Genomic DNA, 22,686 nt, shown 5'->3' on the forward strand with positions numbered 1-22,686 from the left:
CGCTTCGCCCTGTTGTGAACAGCGGTTCAAAAGGGCCGGCACCGAGGCCTCCGGCGCCGGCTGCACGGCTGTACTGCGCCTTGCCGAGCGAACAATAATGGCCCGGCGTGCGAGCGCGGCGGGCGGGGGATCGGATGCAGACGCTGGAAGCGGAGATCGAGCGGCTGCTTGCCCAGCCGCTGTTCGATCGCGCCGCGCATCGCCTGGCCCAGGGGTTCTTGGCAGTGCAGACTGCGGCGCCCCGGCTGGCCTCGCAGTTCTCGACCCAGCAGCGCTGGCTGATGTCGCATGCAGCACTGTCCCGCTATTTTCGTGGGCTCGACCTCGGCCGGCCGGGATTGTCGCAGCGTGAGTTCGTCGAGGAGGTTCTCGCTCATGGCCTGGCGAGCCGAAACACCGCTGCCTCCTTCTTCACCGAGGCGCTGCAATATGGGCTCGTCCAGCCGACCAGGGTGCATGCCGGTTTGGCGGAGCCTGCGCCTGCGACCCTGTGGGCGCTGACGCAATGGTACGCCATTCATCTGACCGCGCTCGATTCACTCGATGATGGCGCCAGGACCTCGCGGTTGCAGGCCGCGGACGGTGCTCTCCTGAAGGGGATCGAGCCTGCCACCGCTGATGCTCTGCTGTCGTCCACGATGATCCGCGTGCCGCCGCCAGGCTATGCGGTGTTCGCCTCGGTCGACGAGGGTGGTAGCCTGATGGATCGGCTCATGGTGGGGGTCGACATCGCCGCGGCACGCGGCGAGGAGAGGGCGCTGACTGACGTAAGCTCCATCTCGGCGCTCGCCCGTCCGTTCAATCTCTCCCGGACACATGCCGGCCGCACGCTTGCCGCAGCGGCGGCAACGGGCAGTCTCGGCTGGAGCGGCGTGAGCGGGCGCTCTCCGATCTGGCTGTCGCGAGGCTTCCGCGATGAGTACGCACGGTTTCAGGCGGCGAAACTCGCCATCATCGGCGCAGCCTTCGCGCAAGCCGTAGCGATCTCGCCGCCAGAATTTCCGGACGAGAGCACCGCAATGGGAGCTGTTCGCGAAATCTCGGATAGCCCGGCATGCTGACCAGGGCTGAGGACGCAAACGCGCCGGCGCGGGCGATCGGCGAGCGCCTCGACGCCTTGCCGTTCTGCCGTCTGCGGTTTGCGCTCTTCGGCGTTCTGACCCTCGCTCTCTTCGCCGACATCGCCGAAGTCGCGCTCGGCAATGCCCTGGGAGCGGTGTTCCAGGCGGCGCCCCGCACGATGACGCAGGCCGAGCTGTCGCTATTCCTCGCGGCGATCTTCGCCGGTGGCGCTGTCGGAGCCCCCGTCTTCGGCATGCTCGGTGACCGCTTCGGCCGCCGGCTCACATTGCAGGTGGCGCTGGTCGTGATCGCAGTCGGCTCATTTGGCGCCGCGGCGAGCCATCATCCCACGATTCTGATCAGCTTCCGCTTCCTGTCGGGCCTCGGCATCGGGGCCTGCCCGCCGCTGATCGCCGCCTATATGGCCGATGTCATGCCGCCGCGCTGGCGCGGGACGTTGTCATGCCTGTGTGCCGGCCTCGCCTTTCTCGGCGCACCAGCCATCATCTTCCTGATGCGCGCGGCGTCGCCGACGCTATTGACGATCGAGGGCTGGCGCTGGGCTCTCGGCTCGGGTGCGTTCGTCGCCATCGTCGCCGCGGGCCTGCTCGCGCTATTGCCGGAATCGCCGCGCTGGCTTGCCGCCGCCGGCCGCTTCGCCGAGGCCGACGCTGCGCTGCGGCGCTTCGGTGCGCGAAGCAAAGTGCCGTTGGCCATTCCGGAAGGGGCTGGCGAGGTATTCCAAACGGCGCTCGATCGCCCGCAGATCGATCTGGGGCGCAGGTTGCTGCTGCTATGCGCCCTCTATGCGCTTGCCCCCTGGGCGACGATCGGCTTTCCGCTGATGAGCGGGGCCGTGATGGTGGCCAAGCAGTTCAGCATCGGCGATTCCGTCATAGCAGCCGGCCTGATCATGTTCGGACCGGCGCTCGGCAACCTGCTCGTCGCTCCGGTGATCGACCGGATCGGCCGCAAGGCCAGCCTGATCGGCGCCGCGAGTGCGATGGCCGCGCTGGGCCTGGCCTTTGCAGCCGCAACCACCTTCCTGCCACTTGTCGCCCTCGGCATCGCCTTCGCGCTGGCCAGCGCCATCTACGCCAGCGTCCTTGCCGTCTACGCCGCCGAGATCATTCCAACCGAGCTGCGGGCCTCGCGGACATCCATGGCGTGGGGAGTAGGCCGCTTCATCTCCATCTTCGTGCCGTTGCTCTGCTTCGCGCTGATCCACCAGGTCGGAGCCTGGAGCATGTTCGTGCTGATTGCGGCAGCCCTGGGTCTGAGCGCGGTGCTGGTTGCGGTCGCCGGACCACGAGGCCGATCGCAGCAGGCGGTCGCCTGAGGCCGATCGGCAGGCCGATCCGAAGCCAAGGTGAACGGCTGTTCGCATCCGGCCCGCTGCGCATTGATCAAAAGGGCCGATCGGGCAATATCGGATATGACCATTTTTGAAACTCGTATTGCGCAGTTTCGAGCAATTTGAGAAATCTGCGGCGTTCCGAGCACAGCGATCCTCTCGTTGAGCGACATGGCACGGCCGACAGGACATTGCGGATGAACTGGTCGGACGACCTGTCGGTGAGAGGAGCTATCGCGGGGGCGAGGCGCTGGCGGCATGATTGGGGTGGGGCGTGACAGCAGTGCACATATTGTTTGGTCCAGCGGTGCTGGGCGTGGCTCTCGCCGTGGGCGCGGGTTTCGCCGTCGCGCAGTCGACGGCCCCGAAATCCGGCAGCCAGCCCGCGCCATCGTCCGCGCCCACCGTTCAGCCGGTGTCGACGGAGCCCAGCAGCACCACGGCGAGCTTTGGTGACTGGACGCTGCGCTGCCAGCGCGTCTCGGACAATCCCAAGTCGGCCCGCATCTGCGAAGTCGCGCAAGTCCTGCAGAGCCAGGGGCAGCAGGCCCCAATCGCGCAGGTCGCCGTTGGCCGGGCAGCCGCCGGGGAGCCGCTCCGGGTTACGGCCGTGATGCCGATCAGCATCTCCTTCCCCAGCGTCGTGCAGATCGCCATCGGCGAGAAGGACGCAAAGCCGCTCGAGCTCGGCTGGCGGCGCTGCATTCCGAGCGGATGCTTCGCCGATGCGGGGCTTGGCGATGAGACGATCAAGCAGTGGCGCAAGGCGAGCGAGCCGGGCCGGATCGTCTTCAAGGATGCCGCAGGACGCGACATGGCTCTGCCATTGTCGACCCGCGGTCTCGACCAGGCTGTCGAAGCTCTCGCCAAGGAACGGCTCTGACCATGGCCCGGCGCAGCGACGCTCGTTCACAAACCGCCCCCGGACCGAGGGGGCGGTGTTGCGCTACGTTGCGGCTCCGAGCGAGCGCCGCTCCGTTCTCGCCGCTCTGCGGCAGCGTTGCCTCGTCGGGCAGGCGATGGCGCTCGCCCTCTGGAATGCGCCCGCCTTCGCACAGAACGTCATCACGCCGGACGGACGGACGCAGACCAATGTCGCGGTCAGCGGCAGCACGACCACAATCACGACGAAGACGATCTCCGGCGGCGCCGGCTATAACTCGTTCTCGCGCTTCGAGCAGGGCGCCGGCTCGACCGTCAACATGCACTTGCCGCAGAATACCGGCGTGCTGGTCAACATCGTTCGCGATGGGCCGGTGGTCATCAACGGGATCCTGAATTCCTACCGGAACGGCCAGATCGGTGGCCATGTCTACTTCTCGGATTCGGCCGGCTTCACCGTCGGGCCGAGCGGCGTCATCAACACTGGCCGGCTGACGGTCAATACGCCGACACGTGAGTTCCTCGACCAGGTGATCGGCCCGGACGGCACCGTCAACGAGACGATGGCCGCCAGGCTCAAGGCGAACGATGTCCCGATCTCGCCCGACGGCAAGATCACCATCGACGGCGCCATCAATGCGCGTCGCGGCGTATCGCTGAACGGCCACTCCGTCAGCGTCGCCGGGCAGATCAAGACGAACGCTGCTCCGGTCGACATTGCCGAGCGCCGCGAGCGGCACCGCACCGCCTTTTCGCAGAGCGTCAACACGGCCGGGCTCCGCCATGGCGCGGGCATGGTCGCGCGCAGGGGCGGTGGTATCGAGATCGTCGCCGCCGGCACTGTCGTTGTCTCCGGTCAGCTCAGTGCCAACGCCACGGCACGGCGTGCCGCCGGCACTGTCACTGTCCGCTCGGGCAGGGGCACCACGATCGCGCAAACGGCGAAGATCACCGCCATGGGCGCTGCGCCGGCCCCCCTCCCGGCCGGTACGGCTCCGTCCACCCCTGTGAACACCGGCGACGGCGGCAAGGTCTCGATCACCTCCGACGCCGCGATCGCGATCGCCCGCGGCGCCACGATCGACGTCAGCGCGGCTCACGGCTCGGCCGGCAAGGCCGGTTCGGCGATCGTCTTCGCCGGCACCAATCTCGATGTCGCGTCCGGTGCCGTGTTCCGCGGCGTGGCGGGCACGAGCGGCGATGGCGGCTTCCTCGAGCTCAGCGCCAAGCAGACCGTCACGCTCGGTGCCGTCGACGTCGACCTCTCGGCCCGCAACGGCAAGGCCGGCCTGCTCTATATCGACCCGACCGACATCGTGATCGGCACCGGCGGCAGCGCCAACATGATCACCAACGGCACGAATGTGCTGCTGGAGGCGACGAACAGCATCACCATTCTCGGCGACGGGATCATCGATACCCGCAACTTCAACCGCTCCGCCAATGGCGGGGCGCTTTCGGCTGCGAACCCCTCCCTCGGCAATTCCGGCAGCATCACGCTGGAGGCACGGCAGATCAACGTCGCCGGTCAATTGCTGGCCGGCGTCAGCCCCGGCAGCCTCTACACGGCCGGCGACGTCACGTTGAGTGCGAGCGCCTCCGACAGGCGCAATTCCGGCAAGGCGACGGCCGAGGCGACGATCGACGTCAGCGGCACGATCACCGGCCGTGACGTCAAGCTCCTGGCCGACGCGACTGGCGTCTCCTCCTTCATCAATCCCGGCCCCGGCATCGCGCTGTTCGCCGGGCTGACCAACCTGTCCATCCTGACCGGCCTCAATGGCGGTTATGTCGCCAGCGACATCACCGCCCGCGTTTCGGTCAAGAACGGCGCTTCGATCACCGCGACGCGCGACATCGTCATCAGCGCGACCGGGACGCAGGAAGCGACATTGCCGGCCGTCTCGGTCACGGCGGTGTCGCCGCTGGCGGCCGCAGTGACTTATGCCGATCTCAAGGCGCGGGTGACCGCCGAGGTCGAGTCGGGGGCGTCGCTGACGATCGGCCGCAACCTGACCGTCGAGGCGAAGAACGAGGCGACTTTGGGAGCGACGGCGCTCGCGGCGTCAGCCGGACAGACCCTGGCTGCCTTCGCCGTCGCGGTCGGCACCACGGACATCGAGACCAAGGCGATCGTCAGCTCCGGGGCGACTGTCACGGTATCGTCCTCGGCGAGCAATGTCCGGGTCTCGGCGATCAACGAGAACGCGTTCTCGACCTCGGCCACGGCGATGTCGATCAGCGGCGGCATGGTCGGCCTGTCCGTCGCCTATTCCGACACCAAGGCGAGTGCCGAGGCGAGGCTCGGAGCCTCGCTCGGTTCGAGCAGCGGCCGCATCGGCAACGTCACGGTCGAGGCGATCTCGGACAACAGCAAGAACGCGACCTCCTCGGCGGTAACGCTCGGGCAGAACCTGATCATCGAGTCGCTCCAGGTCGCCAATGCGATGGAGGTGCTCTTTGCCCCGCTGACCTCCCGGCTCGGCTCGCGCGAGATCGGCAAGTTCGGCAGCACGCTTACTTTGGCGAAGAGCGATCTCTCCGCGATCGCCTCGATCGCGGCCGATGCCGGTGGCGCGGCTCCGACGATCTACGCGACCAAGGCTGCCGTGGTCAGTGATGTCCGCGATTTCGCCCTGCGCGCCGCGGCCGATGCCGGCCTCAGCTCGAACTCCAAGAACCCGACGGCCGTCAATCCTGAAGCGACGGTCGCCATGTCGGCTGCCATCGTCTACGGCGACTTCCGCCATACCTCGCGGGCCTCGATCGGTGCAGGCGTCACCGTCGACGCCAATCGCATCGGCGTTTCCGCGACGACCGCTGTGCCCATCGCCAACACCTGGACCGATTGGGGCGGCTTCGGCGAGACGCTCTCGCATCTGAACGGCACCTTCGGCGTCGCCGGCAACATCCTGACCAGCTATGCCAGCGCCACGGCGGAATCGAGCCAGCTCGGCCTCGCCGGCGCCGTCAACTACTACAAGATCGCCAACCAGACCGAGGCCTATGTCGGTCCCGGCGCGACCTTGCGCCAGAACAGCGGCCTCGGCTCCTGGGACATCGCGCTCGGCACCGGCGCGCTCCAGAGCTTCGACAAGGCCGTCACGGTCGCCGCCAGCACGAAAACGGAAACGATCGACGTTGCCGGCAACTACGGCATCTTCTCCGGGACGGGCACCTCCGGCGGCGCCGGCTCGGCAGTGGGCGGTGCCTTTGCCGATCTGCAGCGCGAGAGCCGAACCGTCGCGGCGGTCGGCGCCGGGGTCACGATCACCGCGCTCGAACTCGCGGTCACGGCGAAGACCGAAGACAAGATTTTCGTGCTCGCGCCGACCTCGGGTAAGGCTGCCGGTGCCTTCGCCGCCAACGGCATGGTCGTGCTGGTCGGCCTCGACAATCATACGCTCGCTTCGATCAGCAATCGGGCGACGATCGACGTCACCTCGATCGATGTCACGGCCCGCCAGTTCGTCTCGCTCTTCGCGCTGACCGGTGCCGTCACCTATGGCGGCGCCAACGCGATCGGCGTCTCGGTCGCGGCGCTCGATACGGCAGGCGTGACGCGGGCCTATATCGGCGACAACTCCGCCGATCTCTCCGGCAACCGCCTAGGCAGCGGCTACGCGCAAGGGCTCGTCACCACCCGCTCGCTCGATGTCGAGGCGGTGACGGACGGGCGCATCACCGTCGCCTCGATCGCCGCGGCGATCTCCGATCCCAACGCCTCGAAGCTCAGCTTCTTCAAGGGCATCGCGGCCCAGGGCAAGACCGATGCGGCGGTGCTGCGCTCCGGCGCCGGCAGCAGCATCAGCCTGACCGCGGCCGGCAGTGCCGCCGTCGCCACCACGACGCTGGGCACCTCCGCCTGGATCGATGGCGCGGTCGTCGTCGCCAAGGCCGGCGGCGCGGTTATCACCGATGTCGCGGCGACGAACGCCACGGTCGCGGAGGTTGCCTCCGGCTCGGCGGCCCTCAACCTGACGGGTGCCTCGAGCCCGCTCAGCGGCGCCCTCTCGGGCGCGGTCGCGATCGGCCTCTTCGACAACAGCACCGATGCCCGCATCGCCAGCACGACCATTACCGGGGCGGGCGACACCATCGTGCAGGCGCTGGCCGGCGGGCGCCAGACCGTGGTCGGCGTCAGCATCGCCGCCGCCCGCGCCAACAGCGGCGCGGCTGCGGTTTCGGCTGCAATCGGCATCATCACCGACAGCGTCAGCGCCCAGATCCGCAATTCGGCGATCAACGGCATTTCCGGGGCGTCGTCCGGCAACGACGTGCTGGTCAACGCCTATCGCGCCACGGATATCGGCATTGGCGGCGGCGCCGCCTATGCCGGCGCGCAGGCCGGCCTCGGCGTGGCGCTCACCTATGTCTCGATCGGCGACCCCTCCGGCCGGGACGCTGTGGCCGCGCTGATCACGGATACGTCCCTCTCGGCGGTCGACAAGCTGACTGTCGCGGCACGGACCTCGAGCCGCATCGTCTCGAGCGCCATCGCCGGCGGTGGCGGCCCTGATTCGAACGGCCTCGCCGGCGCCATCGTCATCACCGAGATCAGCCCGACGACGCGCGCGGCCGTGACGGACACAGCCGGAGCCCCGTCGCGCATCGCGATGGACGGCGATGTCCTCGTCGTCGCCGACAGCGGCAAGGACGGCACGCTCGACGCCGCACTGGATAGCCGGCTCGCCAACACCGATCCGGGACAGATCGACTTCACCGGCAGCGCCACGAATGCGAACCAGGCCGCGAATCCCATAGGCGCTTCGATCATCGCCATTGCTGGCGCGGTCCAGGCCGGCAAGAATAATATAGGCTCGTCCTTCCTCAGCAACACGATCAGCCAGTCGCATATCGCGCTCATCGAGAACGTCGACCTGACGAGCTCGACCGGCGTCACCGTGCGTGCGCAGGACGGGTCGCTGATCACCGCCGTGGCGGTCGGCCTCGGTGTCGCGACCGGCCAATTCGCCGGCGTCGCTTCGGTTGCGCAGCAGACGATCGATGCGGTCGTCACCGCACGGATCAGCGGCGGCAGCATCATGAGCCGCGACGTCGCCGTCCAGGCACAGGCGTCATCGACGATCCGCGGCAGCGCCGGCTCGCTCGGCATCGGTATCGGCGCCGCGGCCGTCGGTCTCTCGATCGTCGAGAGCAGCATCGCCAACGATGTCGCGGCGGAGATCGACGGAACGCAGATTCGCGCCTCGCGCGACGTCATGCTGACTGCCGGCTCGACCGCGACGATCGACACGATCGCCATCGGCATTGCCCTGTCGCGCAATGTCGGCCTCGCCGGCTCGGTCGCCAACAACAGCGTCGCCACCGATGTCGGCGCGACGATCACCGATGCCGACATCATCGCCGGCAACAATCTCGGCGTCTTCGCTGCCAACACCGACCGGATCACGGTCTCGGCCGGCGCGCTCGGCGCAACTGCAGCGGCGCCCGGCGTCGCGGGTGGTGTCTCCGTCGTCAACAACACGATCGGCGGCGCGACGACTGCCGCGATCGAAGGCAGCAGCGTCGATGCGCGCGCCGGTGGCACCGGCTCGCTCAGCTATGACGCCGGCCAGCTTCTCACCGCTTTCGACCTGAGCACGGCCAACGGCCCGAGCGCGGCGCAGCCGTCGCTGGCGATGACCGCGCGCAGTGTCCACGGGCTCGGCGTCATCGCGACTTCGCAGCAATCGGTGCTGGCGAATGCGGTCACTGGCGGCGTCGCCGCCTTCCCGATCACCGGTGCAGTCGCGATCGTGCCGATCCGCAATGTGCTCGGTGGCAGCACGAGCGCCACGATCGATTCGAGCCTGGTCGACACCCGCTTGACCGGCACTGGCAGTGCTGCGGTCGCCGTCGAGGCCGCCAGCCACTCCTATGCCGCGACTTTCATCACGGTCGGTGCGATCGGCGGCGTCGCTGCCAGCGGTGCCAACGCCAGCAACGTGATGGAGCGCAGCACCAGGGCCGCGCTGACGAATTCGACCACGGGCACGACCACCCCCGGCTACACCGGCCCCGGCGTTACTGCGCTCGACATCGCCGCGACCTCCTCGCAGGCGGCGGCGAGCAATGTGATCGGTTTCGCGCTCGGCCTCGGCGGCGCCGCGGCGATGGGGGTGGTCAACAGCTTCAACGCGTCGACAAGCGCCTCGCTGGATCAGGGCCTGGTCACGGCCGGGCGGGTCGGCGTCACCGCCGATAGCCGCAACGGCTTCTATGCCCGGACGGTCGCCGTCGGGGTCGGCGGCGTCGGTGTCGGCAGCGCCTTCATCGTCGGCACCAGCCGCAATGCGACATTGGCGACGATCGGCGGCGGCTCCGGCCAGACCGTGCTCAACCTCAGTGGCAGCCTCGCCGTCGCTGCGACCAGCCGCAATGCCTTCACGACGCTCGCTTCGGGCGGCGCGGCAGGCGGCTTCGCCGGCGTCGCCGGCATGGTCAGCTTCGTCGATGTCGACAACGAGACGCGCGCTGGACTTTACGGCGCCCGGGTCACGATCCAGCCGGGCGCGACGCAGACCGTCGGCGGCGTCACCAGCGCGGCCGGCATCAGCGTCGCCGCCCATGAGGCGACCAGCATCACGCCGACGACGGCCGCCGGTGCGACCGGCAGCATCGGTGCCGGCGCGGGCGCCAATATCGCCAGCCTCGACGGCCTCGTTCAGGCCGATATCCAGGGCTCGACCCTGGTTGCGCCGGGTACGGTTTCGGCCTCCGCCACCTCCGAGCGCGATGTCAGCGCACTGACCGTGACCTATGGTGTCGGCGGTTCGGCCGGCATCGGCGCGGCAGTCGCCCTGATCTCGGTCGGCACCGGCGCGCCCGCGGGCGCATCGGGGGAGCTTACTGCAGGCGGCAGCGGCACGCTCTCCCGGATCGGCCAGCTCACCGCCGGCAATGCCGATCTCGTCCTGAGCGCTGCCGGGCTCGCCAGCTACCGCAGCTATCGCGGCGCCGCCGGAACGGCGATGAGCGAGGGCGAGCTGCGAGAAGCCGCGCGGACCGACTATAATCTCTTGCTGGCCAACGGTACTATCTCCGGCGGCGCGTACACGTTGACCGACGCGGGTGTCACGGCGCTGCGCAGCAATGCGGCGACGGCGCTCGGCATCGCCAACCCGTCCGACGCGCAGGTTCGCAGCTGGGCTGCGACGCGCTATGCAGCCTTCAGCGGCGGCGCGGTCAGCTATCTCCTCAGTGACACCGGCCTCAGCACCTATCGTTCGCAGGTGGTCGCGACCATCCCGGGCGCGAGCGACGACCAGGTCCGCAGCGCCGCCAACGACGCCTATGCCCGCCTGCTCGCCAACGGCACCGTCAGCGGCGGTGTCCTGACCTTGTCCATGGCTGGTCTCGAAACCTATCGGGCCGCAGCCAACGCCAGCCTTGGCCGTACGGCGACCGATAGCGAGATACGGAACTACGCCGCGCAGCAATACGGCTTCTTTACCGGCAATCGCAGCCGCATCGTTGCTCCGGCGGCGCAGAGCGCAGCTGCGCTGCTGGAAAGTGCTGGCTCCGCCACCACCGCCAGCGTTAGCGGGGGCAGCATCGCGAGCGGGGCCGTCTCCGTTTCGGCACTATCGCGGACGACGACGACCAACACCGCCGATGGTGTCGGGGTGGGTGGCGGCGGCGTCGGCGCGGCGACCGCCTATACCGATGTCGGCGACAAGGTCTCGGCGCGTCTCGACCAGATCAGCGTGACCACCGGCTCGATCGCCGTGACCGCGAACTCGACTGACGGGACGGGCTCCGCCGCCCGGGTCGAAGCGACCGCGGGGGCCGGCGGTCTTGCCGCTGCGGCCGGCGCTGCGGTGGCCGATGGTGCGATTTCCAACCAGGTCACGGCGACACTCGGCGGCACGCTGATGGTGACCGGCGCGACGAGCGTCAGCGCGAACAACAGCCAGACCAGCCGGTCGGACGCATTCGGCGCCACGGTGGCTGGCGGCCTGGCGCTCGGCGTCTCGCTCGCGACGAGCAGCGCCGAGAGCACCGTCGCGGCGCGATATGCCAATGGCTCGAGCCTTACCGGAACCGGCCTCACCATCGGCGCGCAAAGCACCGGCGCGGCCCATGCCGCGGCCGTTGCCGGCGTCGGCGGCCTGCTCGTGGCTGGCTCGGGCGCGGCTGCGAATGCGACCGACAGCTCCAACGTCTCCGCGGTGATCGGCGCCGGTGCCAGGGCGAATGTCGGAACCGGCACGATCAGCGTCACGGCGACAGCATCGCCCGATGCGAAGGCAGCAGCCTTCGGCGTCGCGGTCGCCGGCGGCCTTGCGGTCGGTGTCGCCGTTGCCAAAGCCACTGTCGGCACGCAGGTGCTCGCTGCGATCGAGGGCAATGCCAGCCTGATCGCGAGCCAGTTCACAGCCGGCCTCCTCTCGGTCACGGCGACCGGTTCGGTGTTCGGCACGGCTGCCGGCGATGCCGTCAGGCTGGCGGATTCGACCTCCGGCTTCGCGCGTGGCGGCTACTCCGCCGCCGCCTCGGCAGTTGCCGGCTCGGGCTCCTATTATGTCAGCGCCACCGGTACCGATGCGCGGGCGCGCAACACCAGTTCGGTGACGGCTTCGGTCGGCGATTATGTCCGCCTGCCGTCAGGCACGGTGACCATCACCGCGACGAACACCACGCTCCAGGCGGCCAAGGCGACTGGCATCACCGTCGGCGGGACGGGGGCCGTCGGCGCGGTCAACGCCCAGGCCGATGCCGCAACGACGACGACGGCCTCGCTTGGCGCCTCGTCCACCATGGTCGGGAGCGGCACCGGCAGGTTCACCCTGACTGCGGCCGGAGAGGATACGCAGATCGTGCATACGGAGGCCGGCACCGGCGGCGGCCTCTATGCGGGCTCCGGCGCGACCGGCTCGACCTCCAACACCTCGGATGTGACCGCCTCGATCGGCGCCAATGCAGTGATCCAGACCGGGCTCGCGACGATCGGCGCCAGCCACGTCGCGCGCTATGCCTCGCTAGTCGACAGCCTGCAGGCCACGGCGTTGGGCGCCAGTGCCGCGCTCGCCCGCAACAGCGCCAATGTCGACGTGCTGGTCTCGCTGGGCGCCAGCAGCCGGATCACCGCCGCTGGCCCGAACACCGCCGGCTGCTATCTGACGAGCTGCCTGCAGGCGATCTCGCTGACTAGCCGCAATGTGTTCACCCAGCTCGAGCTCGGCGATTCCGTGCGCGCGGCCGCCGGCGGCGGCATCAACGGCGCCGGCGCGACCTCGCGGACGGAAATCGACGGCACGTCGAACGTCACGCTCGGCAACGGCACGACCCTGATTGCCGGCACAAATCCGATTGCTGCACCCGGGCCGATCCTGGTGCAGGCCTGGACGGAGTTGACGGGGAACGACACCGCGACGCTGACCACCGGCGGCCTCCTGCAGGGCGCGGGTGTGTCCACGCGCTATCGTGCCGATGTCGACAACACGGTGACGCTCGGCGACAACGTCGTCCTGAACTCCTTCGGCGTCATCAACCTCGGCACCTATACGATCGCCGATGTCAGGGCGAACGCCTATGTCAGCACCTACGGCCTCGCCAGCGTCGGCCTCGCTGATGCCGACGTCACCATCCGCACCGACAACAAGGTACTGATCGGCACGAACTCCGAATTGCTCGGCCTCTACGACGTCAACGTGACCGCCGGTCGCGACGGCTCTGGGTTGCGCACGAACAGGCTCTCCGGCACCGCGACCGCGCTCGGCTATGTCCGCGGCCTTATCGCCGTTCCCGATGCCGACGCCTCGACCAACCTGCAGAACCATGCCCGCGTCGAGGTCGGCAGCGGCACCACGATCTCCAGCGCCCAGAACGTCACGCTCGGCGCCTATGACGGTGTGCTCGACGCCGATGCCGACGGCACCGGCCACGGCTACCAGCTCTATTTCATTCCTGTCACCTCCGGCTCTAGCAGCCCGGGCCGGTCCTCGACTTCGACCTTGGTGATGAACGGCACCGCGACGGCCGGCATCTACAATACACAGCGCGTCGAGATCGGCTGCGGCGTCAACGCCTCGGTGCAATGCGGGCTGAACGAGACTCCGACGATCCGCTTCATCAGCGGCGCGCCGGTGACCGCCAGCTACACCACGGCCTTCGATCCCATCGCCTACATCAATGCCCGCTACGATGCTGCGGTCGCGAGCACGCTGATCTCCGGCGTCAGCTCGGCGCCGGTCAAGGCGGTGCGGCTCAGCCAGCTCTATGCCGCGGGCGGCAATGTCTTCGTCAATGCCAGCACGGTTCTGGGCAATGGTTCACTGATCGCCAATGGCGGACCGTCGATCACCGTGATCAACCGCAGCGCCGCCTATCTCGTGCTCGACGGCGGCGCCTATATCCCCGAGTCGACCGGCGGCCAGATCGTCGGCTCCAGCGGGTCCCTGACACGCCAGAGCAATCCGGACGCGACGCCGAGGATCATCATCGACAATGCCTATGGCGGCCAGCTCGACGCCAGCGGCAATGGGCCGGCGCTGCTGATCGCCGGCGATCTCACCAATCTCGGCGGTCTGGTCTCGATCAACAATACACTTGGCTCGTTCGGCTTCTCCGGCCAGCGCATCGACGCGCTGCAGTTCAATGCGACCGTGCCGAACGGCGCGGTCGCGGTCTCGTCGAACGGGCCGAACGGCATGTACACGCCCGGCGCCTCGCCACAGGCTGAGTATGGCTCCTATATCTACTATCCGGGCGGCAGACCGGGCTCGACCAGCTTCAACGCCGATGAAGCAGTCATCGCCGCGGCCAACGCGCTCGCAGCGGGGCAGGGCGCGACCGACCTGAATTACTTCCTGTATGGCAGGCAGAGCGAGGGCGCGACCCGCAACTTCTCGCTGCAGTTCTTCGGAAATTGCGCCGGCTACATCGCCGATTCCGGTTACAACTGCACCGGCGGCTATGACATGGGCAACAATATCCGGTTCATGGTCATTCCGACGGTCCCGACCTACCGGGAGAGCAATCCGGTCGCGCAGGGCGGTGGCACGCAGATCTACGGCGCCCAGGTCGCAATCAAGGCGACGACGATCAACGTCAACGCCTCGATCGAGGCGGGGCGGATCACCAACTGGTCGGGCAATATCGGCGGGAACGTCGGCGATATCCTGCGCGGTTCCCGTCAATCCTGGCTCGATGCCGGCTACACGACAGTGAGCCTGGCCAGCATCTTCGGTGGAGGCTGGTCGGCCGCCGGCGCGGCCCCGGTCTCCTACGACCTCGTCAACGACCGGCTGGTCATGGCCGACGTCAACGCCTCCTCGGGCGGTGGCTCGGTGCTGCTCGACGGCCAGATCATCAGCACCAACACGCTCGGTCGCATCAAGATCAATGGCGGCTTCGGCGATGTCAGCGTCAACAACCAGTCAGGGCTCGATTTCGTCGTCAACCGCATCAACACCGGCACGGCGGCCGGGGTTAACGCCAGCGTCAGCAAGATCACGATCGTCGACCGGCTCGTCACCTCCGGCGCGAACACCACCGTCTACGCCTACACGCCCGGCTCCGGCATCGCAGTCTACAAGACGCATAATGGCGCGCAGCCGACCTTGAGCGGCGTCGGCGCCTCGACGCCTGTCGCCTTCATCTCCGGCGACACGACGAGCTACAATCCCGTCACGGGCACGCGCTATGAGTGGACCCAGCAGGCCATCCTGCAGAAGGAGGGCTTGACCGAGGCAAACCGCAACCAGCGCGACATCCCGGGCGTCTACTGGCGCTTCGATTCAGGCACGTCGGGCAACCCCTGGGTCTATGTCGACGCCCAGTCGCCGAGCACCAATCCGGGTCAGGACTGGGGCTACTGGTGGTCGCGCAGCGCACAGGCTCCAAGCGCGACGACCGTGTCGGGCCGCCTGACGAACGACACCAGTCTGACCAATGTCGGGTTGACGCAGGAGATCACCGGCGGCCAACTCGACTTCATCCACAACTCGGCGAGCTATGGCGGCTGCAACGGGCAAGCGATCAATCACTGCGACCGCGACTTCGTCGCCCAGCCCGGGGCATCGCAGGCGCAGTGGGCCTACAATTACGCGACCCGCGCCTTCGTGCAGGTCACTGCCTCGGTGAAGGCCGACAACCCCTTCGCGGTCAGCTTCGCCGGCAACGCGGCCGGCCGCGTCAGCATCACCTCGAACAGCTCGGTCATCCAGCAAGGCAACATCGTCAATCCGAGCGGCACGACGACGATCGTCGCCTCGGGCGGCAGCTTTACCCAGGCGCCGAACACGACGATCCTCAGCAACAATTTGACGCTGACCGCGCGCGATTCGATCGGCACGCAATCGGCGGCGATCCAGGCGACGCTGACCCAGGGCGCACAGCTCGACGCCAGGACCGGCAGTGGCGGCATCAATCTCGATATCACCGGCAGTGCCCGGGTGGTAGCGCTGCGCGCTGACCAGAATCCGGGCGGCTATGGCAACATCAATGTGCGCGCCACCGGCAGCCTCGAGGCCGTGGCCACGGGTTCGACGAACGTCGTCGGTCGCAACATCACGCTGGTGAGCGATGAGGGCAGCATCGGCTCGCTCACGAACCTCATGACGATGCGCGCAGTCGCGACGCAGCTGCCGAACGGCAGCCAGGTCGATGGCGTCGTCAACCTCTCGGCCCGCGGCGACATCGGTATCGCGCAGGTCGCCGGCGACCTGCGCGTCGGCCAGATCGAGAGCAGGGCCGGTGACGTCCGCATCGACGTCGCCGCCGGCAGGCTCGTCTCGGCCACGGGACAGACGGCAGCGCAGGCGCTGAGCGCCGACCAGCTCTCGAAGGTGTCGCGTGCGCTGAAGCTCACCGCGGCAGATGGTGCCGATGCGGCTGCCTTGGCCAGCATCACGGCATTCGAGAAGCAGGTCACGCAGACCTACGCTCAGTATTCGGCGTTGCTCCGCAACGGCAGCGTCACGCTGGTCGATACGGACGGCGACGGCGTCAAGGAGCGCGTCTTCACGCTCAATCCAGCCGCCATCGCGCTCTACCAGGCCTTCGCCGATGCCGAGCTCGGGCGCACGGCTGGGACCGATGAGGTGGCAGCCTATGCCGCGCGGCGCTACGCCGCCTATTCGGGCGTCTTCGAGTCCGCCTATGGCGGCGAATGGGCCGACCAGGCTCGCTTCAAACCGGCGACGCTGGAGAGCAATTACAGCTTCAGCGCGAATGGTGCGGATGTCGCCCCTGGCCTTGCCACTCGCATCGCAGGCGATGCGGTCTGGACCGAGCGACAGCTGGTCTCGGCGATCAACACGTCGGCACTGCAGCCGGATCCCGGCGTCGTCGGCAACGGCAGGGCCTTGGTCATCGGCCACGACGTCACGCTCAACACCGCCGGCAGCATCGGTTCGCTTGCTCCTGACGTGCAGGTCGCGCTGGCGGCTATCCGCGACGGCTCGGTCACCAACCCCCAGCTGGCCGCGCTCGCGGTTGCGACCACTCCCGGTACGGTCAAGCTCATCGGGCAGAGGCAGGATGGCAGCCTCGTCGAGGTCACCGATCTCAACCATGTCCCGAACGGCGTCACGCTCATCCGCGTCGACGTCAAGCAGACCGCGCCGCTCTTCATCAACGCGACAGGGACCTTCTCAGCCTCGGCGCAGGGCGATGTCTATGTCCAGTCGACCGGGGCACCGAACTCAGCTGGTGGCACGCTGACGATCGGTCACATCGCCGCAACGGGTACGGTCAGCCTGCAAGCGCCGCAGGGAATCGCTGTCGGAACGCAAGCCGATGGCACGACGCCGCGCAGCCCGGTCCAGATCCAGACCAATGGCGACCTCATCCTGGTCGCAGGCGGTGGCGGCATCGGCTCTGCCGCGACGGCGCTGACCTACCAGATCGGCGGCAGGCTCGTCTCGGCCTCGGCCGCTGCCGGCGACGCCTATCTCGTCGCCGCGGCTGGCAATGCCGAGATCGGCCGCATCTTCGCGTCGGGTACCGCTTCGTTGACGGCAAGGGCCGGCAGCATTCAGGGCTATCTGCCGGGTGTCGCGATCTCGGCGAGCTCGATCCGGCTCAGCGCGACCGGCAATGTCGGTGCCGCCACCGCGGCGCTCGGCCTGCGGGTCGGCTCGACGGGGGATGTGTCCGCTACCGTTGGCGGGTCCGCCTGGCTCTCCGGCCCGACCGTCTCGGGCCAGACACCATCGGCCTTCCGCATTGGAGACATTGCTGCCGTTAACGGCCTCAACCTGGTCGCCGACGGCGAGATCGACATCCTGCGCAGCGCGCGCTCCAGCGCCGGGGCGGTCTCGCTGACCGGCGCCAGGATTACCATGGCGAGCGGCGCGGAAGTCAGCGCCGCCGGTCGCGTCAGCCTTGCGTCCGACAGCGCCATCGTGCTTGGGCGGGTTGCCAGCACCCTTGCCGCACCGGCTGGCGGCGCCTCGATCGTGCTGACCGCGACCGGCGCGATCACCGGCAACGGTGACAGCGGCGCCCTGCTTGATGCCCACCAGGCTGGCGGGGTGATCTCGCTCATGGCCGGAACCGGCATCGGCACGGAGAGCCTGGCACTCGCCTTCGCCGCGCCCAAGATGTCCGCACGCAGCCTGAATGGCGGCGTTTACCTGTCCACGGCAGGCGCCACTCATGCCACCAGCCTCGCTGCGGATGCCGGCGCACTCACGCTGAGCGCCGGCGGCAACCTCACTCTCGACACCGTCACGAGCAGCTCGGGTGCGCGGCTCTCGACCAGCAATGGCAGCCTGACGCTCGGAACACTGGTGGCCGGCGGCGACAGCTCGCTTGCGGCGAGCGGAGCCGTCGCGATTGCCTCCGCCACGACCACGGCGGGCGATCTCTCCGTCACCTCGACGGGCGCGGGCATCACCGCCACGAGCGTTGACGCGGCGGAAGATGCGACGCTTGCCGCCGCGACCTCCATCTCGGTCACAAACGGCGTGACGGCGGGGGGCGCAGCGAGCGTGACCGCCAGCGGCGGAGCACTCGATCTCGGCAGCCTGAGCGCCGGCGCGAGTTCGGCGCTGACGGCCTCGGGCGCGATCACACTCGGCAGCGCCACGACGACGGCAGGTGATCTTTCCATCACTTCGACGAGTGCCGGTATCACCGCAACCCGCATCGATGTTGCCGAAGATGCGACGCTCGCTGCTGCGACCTCGATCTCGGTGACGAATGACGTGACGGCCGGCGGCGTGGCCGGCGTCACAGCCAGCGGTGGGACGCTCGGCCTCGGCAGCTTGAGTGCCGGCGCGAGTTCCACGCTGACAGCCTCGAGCACGATCACGCTCGACACTGCGACCACAACGGCCGGTGACCTTGCCATCACCTCGACGGGCGCGGGCATCACCGCCACGAGCATCGACGCGGCTGAAGACGCGACACTTGCCGCTGCGACCTCCGTCTCGGTGACGAACGGCGTGACGGCCGGCGGCGCGGCCAGCGTTACTGCAAGCGGCGGGACGCTCGGCCTCGGCAGCCTGAATGCCGGTGCAAACTCGTCGCTGACCGCGTCGGGTGCAATCACGCTCGGCACTGCGGCAACGACGGCGGGTGATCTTTCCATCACCTCGACCGGCGCTGGCATCACCGCCAACAGCGTCAATTCCGCTGACGATGCAATGCTTGCCGCCGCCACCTCCGTCTCGGTGACGAACGGCGTGACGGCGGGCGGCGCGGCCAGCGTGACGGCCAGCGGCGGGACGCTTGACCTCGGCAGCTTGAGCGCTGGCGCGAGTTCGTCGCTGACGGCGTCGGGCGCGATCACGCTCGGCACTGCGACGACGACGGTCGGCAACTTGTCCATCGACTCGAGCGGTGCGGGGATCACGGCGTCAACCATCAACGTAGCCGTGGACGCGACGTTGACCGCCGCAACCCTGATTTCCGTCACGAACGGCCTCACGGCGGGCGGCGCGGCAAACATCGCAGCCAGCGGTGGGAGCCTTGCCATCGATACGCTGAGCGCAGGAGCGAGTTCGTTCTTGTCCGCTTCCGGGGCGATCGCACTGGGGCGCGCCGGAACGACCGCGGGCGGCCTCTCTGTCATTTCGACGGGCGCTGGGATCGTTGCGGCGACCGTCAATGCCGCCGGAAGCGCGACCCTTGCGGCTGCGACCTCGGTCTCGGTCACGAATGGGCTGAGCGCGGGGCGCGGCGCCAACCTCTCGGCCAATGGCGGTGCTCTGGCTGTCGATCAGTTGAATGCCGGGGCGACCTCGACGCTGACGGCTTCGGGGGCGATCGCAATCGGCAGTACGAGGACCACTGCAGGCGATCTCGCCATGACCTCGACCGGTGCCGGCATCACCGCCGCGAGCATCGATGCAGCCGAAGACGCGACGCTTGGCGCCGCCGCCTCGATCTCGGTGACGAATGGCCTGACTGCGGGCGGCACGGCAAGCGTCACCGCCAATGGCGGGACATTGGGCATCAATACCCTGAGCGCCGCGAGCGCGATCCTGTCCGCTTCCGATGCCGTAACGCTGGTTAGCGCCAGGACCACGGCAGGCGACCTTTCGGCCCACTCGATCCGCGCCGGCATCACCGCCGCCACCATCGATACCGCCGGCACGACAACGCTGCGGGCCGCAACGGATCTGTCGATCTCGCGACTTGTTGCCGGAGCTTCGGCGCAGCTCTCGGCGGGCGGCTCGGTGGTCGTTGGCAGCCTCGATGCCGGACACGACCTTGCTCTCGTGGCCGGCGAAAACCTATCGATCGGCACCGGGCGGGCGCGGGCGGGCGCCGTCTCGCTCATCTCCCAGCGCGGCGATATCCGGGTCGACCTGCTCGAAGGCGCCGGCACCGTGACCAACTCCGCGCTCGGGAGCCTTGCTGTCGGCACGGTGCGCAGCGGCACGGACATCCTGCTCCAGTCCTTGGCCGGTACGATCCGCAGCGGAACGCTGACCAGCGGCCGCGATATCGGCCTGCAGGCACGCGGCATCGTCTTTGATCTCGTCGACGCCGGACGTTCCGCCTCGCTCTTGGCCGAGGAGAGCATCGTTGGCGCGCGAGTGGTTGCCAGCGATGCGCTGGTGCTGCAGGCCGGCCGCAGCGGCTATGGCTCGATAACGATCGAAACCGGCGCAGCACGCAGCACCAATGCCAGCGCCGATGAGGTCAAGCTCGGGCGGTTCGGCGCGGGCGACAGCATCGTCATCCTGGGCACGCGCATCGCCGCCGACATCGTCCAGCTTCCCACAGGGGCGGGGCTGCCGCTCATGCTCGACATCGCCGGCTTCCGCGAACGCACCGCCCAGAGCGTCGACCTGCGTATCGATACCGATCGTTTCCGGATCGGCCGCTTCGAGAGCGTCGACGGCATGCTCACCACAACCTCAAACGACTTCGCGATCGCGGAAGCCTTCGTCCCCGGCGCCTTGCGGGTGCAGACGCCGATCATGACCATCCTCGCCAACAACCGCAGCCTTGCTCCGGTGCCCGGCTATGATGTCCAGCTTTATCAGAGGGATCGGGGCTTCTCGTTGACCGTCAACGGCAAGCGGCTGGCGACGAGCGCCTTCATCGTCGGGCTCGACTCCGATGTCGTCGACGCTCCGGAAGGGATGCATCTGGGCCGCGATCTGGCCCGGCTCGGCGTTCTGTTGTCGAACGGACCGTCCTTCGGCGAGATCGCGCGTGGCTTCGTCCTGGGCCCGGATGGTCGCTGGCGTAACACGGCTGGCTCCGACGAGCCTGCCACCACCGCCAGCACGGGCGCTCCGCCAAAGCCGCTCGTCAATCTCGCTGGTTTCGAGGAGCAGCCTTGAACCGCGCAAGACGCGTCGCCGTCGGTTTCGGTCTGGCTCTTGCGGCGGGCTTCGTCGCGGGACCGACGCTCGCGCAGGTCCTGCCGCAGACCCTGGAGAACGAAGCCGCGCGCCAGCGGCGCGAGATCGAGCGCCAGACTGCACCTCCGCGTCAACGTGGTCCGGGTGTGGTCGCGCCCACGCCGGGGCCACGGCTCGAATTCCCCGCCGGTGGCGCGACCGTGGTGCTGACGCGGATCGACTTCGACGCATCGAAGTTTATCAGCCCGGCCGAGCTCGATGCCATCCGGGCCCGTTATCTCGGCAAGCGGGTCGATCTTGCCGCGATCGGCAAGCTCGTCCAGGAGGTCAACGACCTCTATGCCGCGAAGGGCCAGATCACGGCGAGCGCCGTGCTGCCGCCACAGAAGCTCGACGGCGGCGTGCTCAAGGTCAAGCTCGTCGAGGGGCGGGTCGGAAAGGTCGGCATCAGCGGCGCCGTGCAGACCTGGCCCTGGTATGTCCGTTCGCAGGTGCCGATTGCCGCGGACGAGGTCGTCGATGCGCCGGCGCTCAACCGCCAGGTTTCGATCTTCAACCGGCTCAACGAGTTGCAAATCCGGGCCCAGCTCGCCGCGGGCGCGAGCTTCGGGCTGACGGATGTCGAGCTCTCGCTGACCGAGCCGCCGCGCAATACGGCGCAGATTTCCTTCGACAACCAGGGGGTGCTCACCACCGGACGCTATCAGGGCACGCTCTTCCTGCGCCACCACAACCTGCTCGGGATCGACGACAAGCTCGTCCTCTACGGCTCACGCTCGCGCGGCAGCGTCCTCGGCAGCGGCAGCTATACGATCCCGATCTCACCCTGGGGCACGCGGCTCGGCGTGACCTATACCCGCTCGGCCTACCGCATCATCGGCGGCCCGATCCGTGAACTGCACCCGGAGGGCATATCGGAGAGCGGCTCGCTGACGCTGTCGCAGCCGATCTTCGCCACCGACACCATCCTGCTGCAGGCAACGGGCGCGCTCGGCCGCGGCCGCGGGCGCAGCAAGCTCCTCGACATCTCGACGGTCGACACCAACTACATCCGGACCCAGGCCGGTGCGACGCTGACCGTGAACCTGCCGAACCTCACTCATTCGACGAGCGCGAACTGGTCGCAGATCGCGCATGAGGACACGCTGGCGGGCACCAGGCGCAACTACACGATCTGGACCGGCAACAGCGCCTCGCTCTGGCGCATCACCGATGACATCTACGGCTCGCTCGTCGGCGCCGGGCAATACACGACCGAATCGCAATTGCCGGGTGACCAGATCTTCCAGATCGGCGGCCCGACCACGGTTCGCGGCTATCCGATCGGCAGCGCCTTCGGCAATTCGGGCTTCTATGGCCAGGCCGAGCTGCACTACGCGCTGCCCGAGCCGCTGAAGCTCGAGAGCTTCCTTTTCCTCGATCACGGCCAGACGTATCTTAACGGCGCGCGGGTGACGCACGCCACCTCGATGGGCGCGGGCCTGATCTGGCGCCCGCTCGAATGGGCATCGCTCGAAGGCGGCGTCGGGCGGCCGCTCCAGCGCGTCTCGCCTGCGCAGCGCGATGTCGAACTCTATTTCCGGCTCACTTTGCGCGCGAGCATCTGAGCTTTTC

General features: G+C 68.3%; 5 protein-coding genes. All 5 read left to right on the forward strand.

What is annotated here, in order from left to right:
- Positions 1-134 precede the first annotated feature (134 nt).
- The 5 genes from QO058_RS28730 to QO058_RS28750 all read left to right on the forward strand — a co-directional run bounded on the left by QO058_RS28730 (position 135) and on the right by QO058_RS28750 (position 22,679).
- Positions 135-1,061, forward strand: coding sequence for a hypothetical protein (locus QO058_RS28730; RefSeq protein ID WP_284169653.1), 927 nt, complete (start codon positions 135-137; stop codon positions 1,059-1,061).
- Positions 1,055-2,401 carry an MFS transporter gene (locus QO058_RS28735; RefSeq protein ID WP_284169654.1) on the forward strand — a complete coding sequence of 449 codons (1,347 nt, stop codon included), beginning with the start codon at positions 1,055-1,057 and terminating at the stop codon, positions 2,399-2,401. Before QO058_RS28730 ends, QO058_RS28735 begins: the two co-directional genes overlap by 7 nt.
- Before the next feature lie 331 nt (positions 2,402-2,732).
- Positions 2,733-3,299, forward strand: a complete 567-nt coding sequence (locus tag QO058_RS28740; RefSeq protein WP_284169655.1) for an invasion associated locus B family protein — start codon at positions 2,733-2,735, stop codon at positions 3,297-3,299.
- Positions 3,300-3,354: 55 nt separating this feature from the next.
- On the forward strand, positions 3,355-21,051 hold the full coding sequence (locus tag QO058_RS28745) for a leukotoxin LktA family filamentous adhesin (protein WP_284169656.1): 17,697 nt from the start codon (positions 3,355-3,357) through the stop codon (positions 21,049-21,051).
- Positions 21,048-22,679, forward strand: coding sequence for a ShlB/FhaC/HecB family hemolysin secretion/activation protein (locus QO058_RS28750; protein ID WP_284169657.1), 1,632 nt, complete (start codon positions 21,048-21,050; stop codon positions 22,677-22,679). Before QO058_RS28745 ends, QO058_RS28750 begins: the two co-directional genes overlap by 4 nt.
- Positions 22,680-22,686: the final 7 nt, after the last annotated feature.

It is taken from the genome of Bosea vestrisii, assembly GCF_030144325.1.
GTDB classification, from domain to species: Bacteria; Pseudomonadota; Alphaproteobacteria; order Rhizobiales; family Beijerinckiaceae; genus Allobosea; species Allobosea vestrisii_A.

Bases quoted from the DNA above. Each gene is read 5' to 3' on its own strand.
- QO058_RS28730 (WP_284169653.1), top strand. From the start codon at position 135: ATGCAGACGCTGGAAGCGGAGATCGAGCGGCTGCTTGCCCAGCCGCTG.
- QO058_RS28735 (WP_284169654.1), top strand. From the start codon at position 1,055: ATGCTGACCAGGGCTGAGGACGCAAACGCGCCGGCGCGGGCGATCGGC.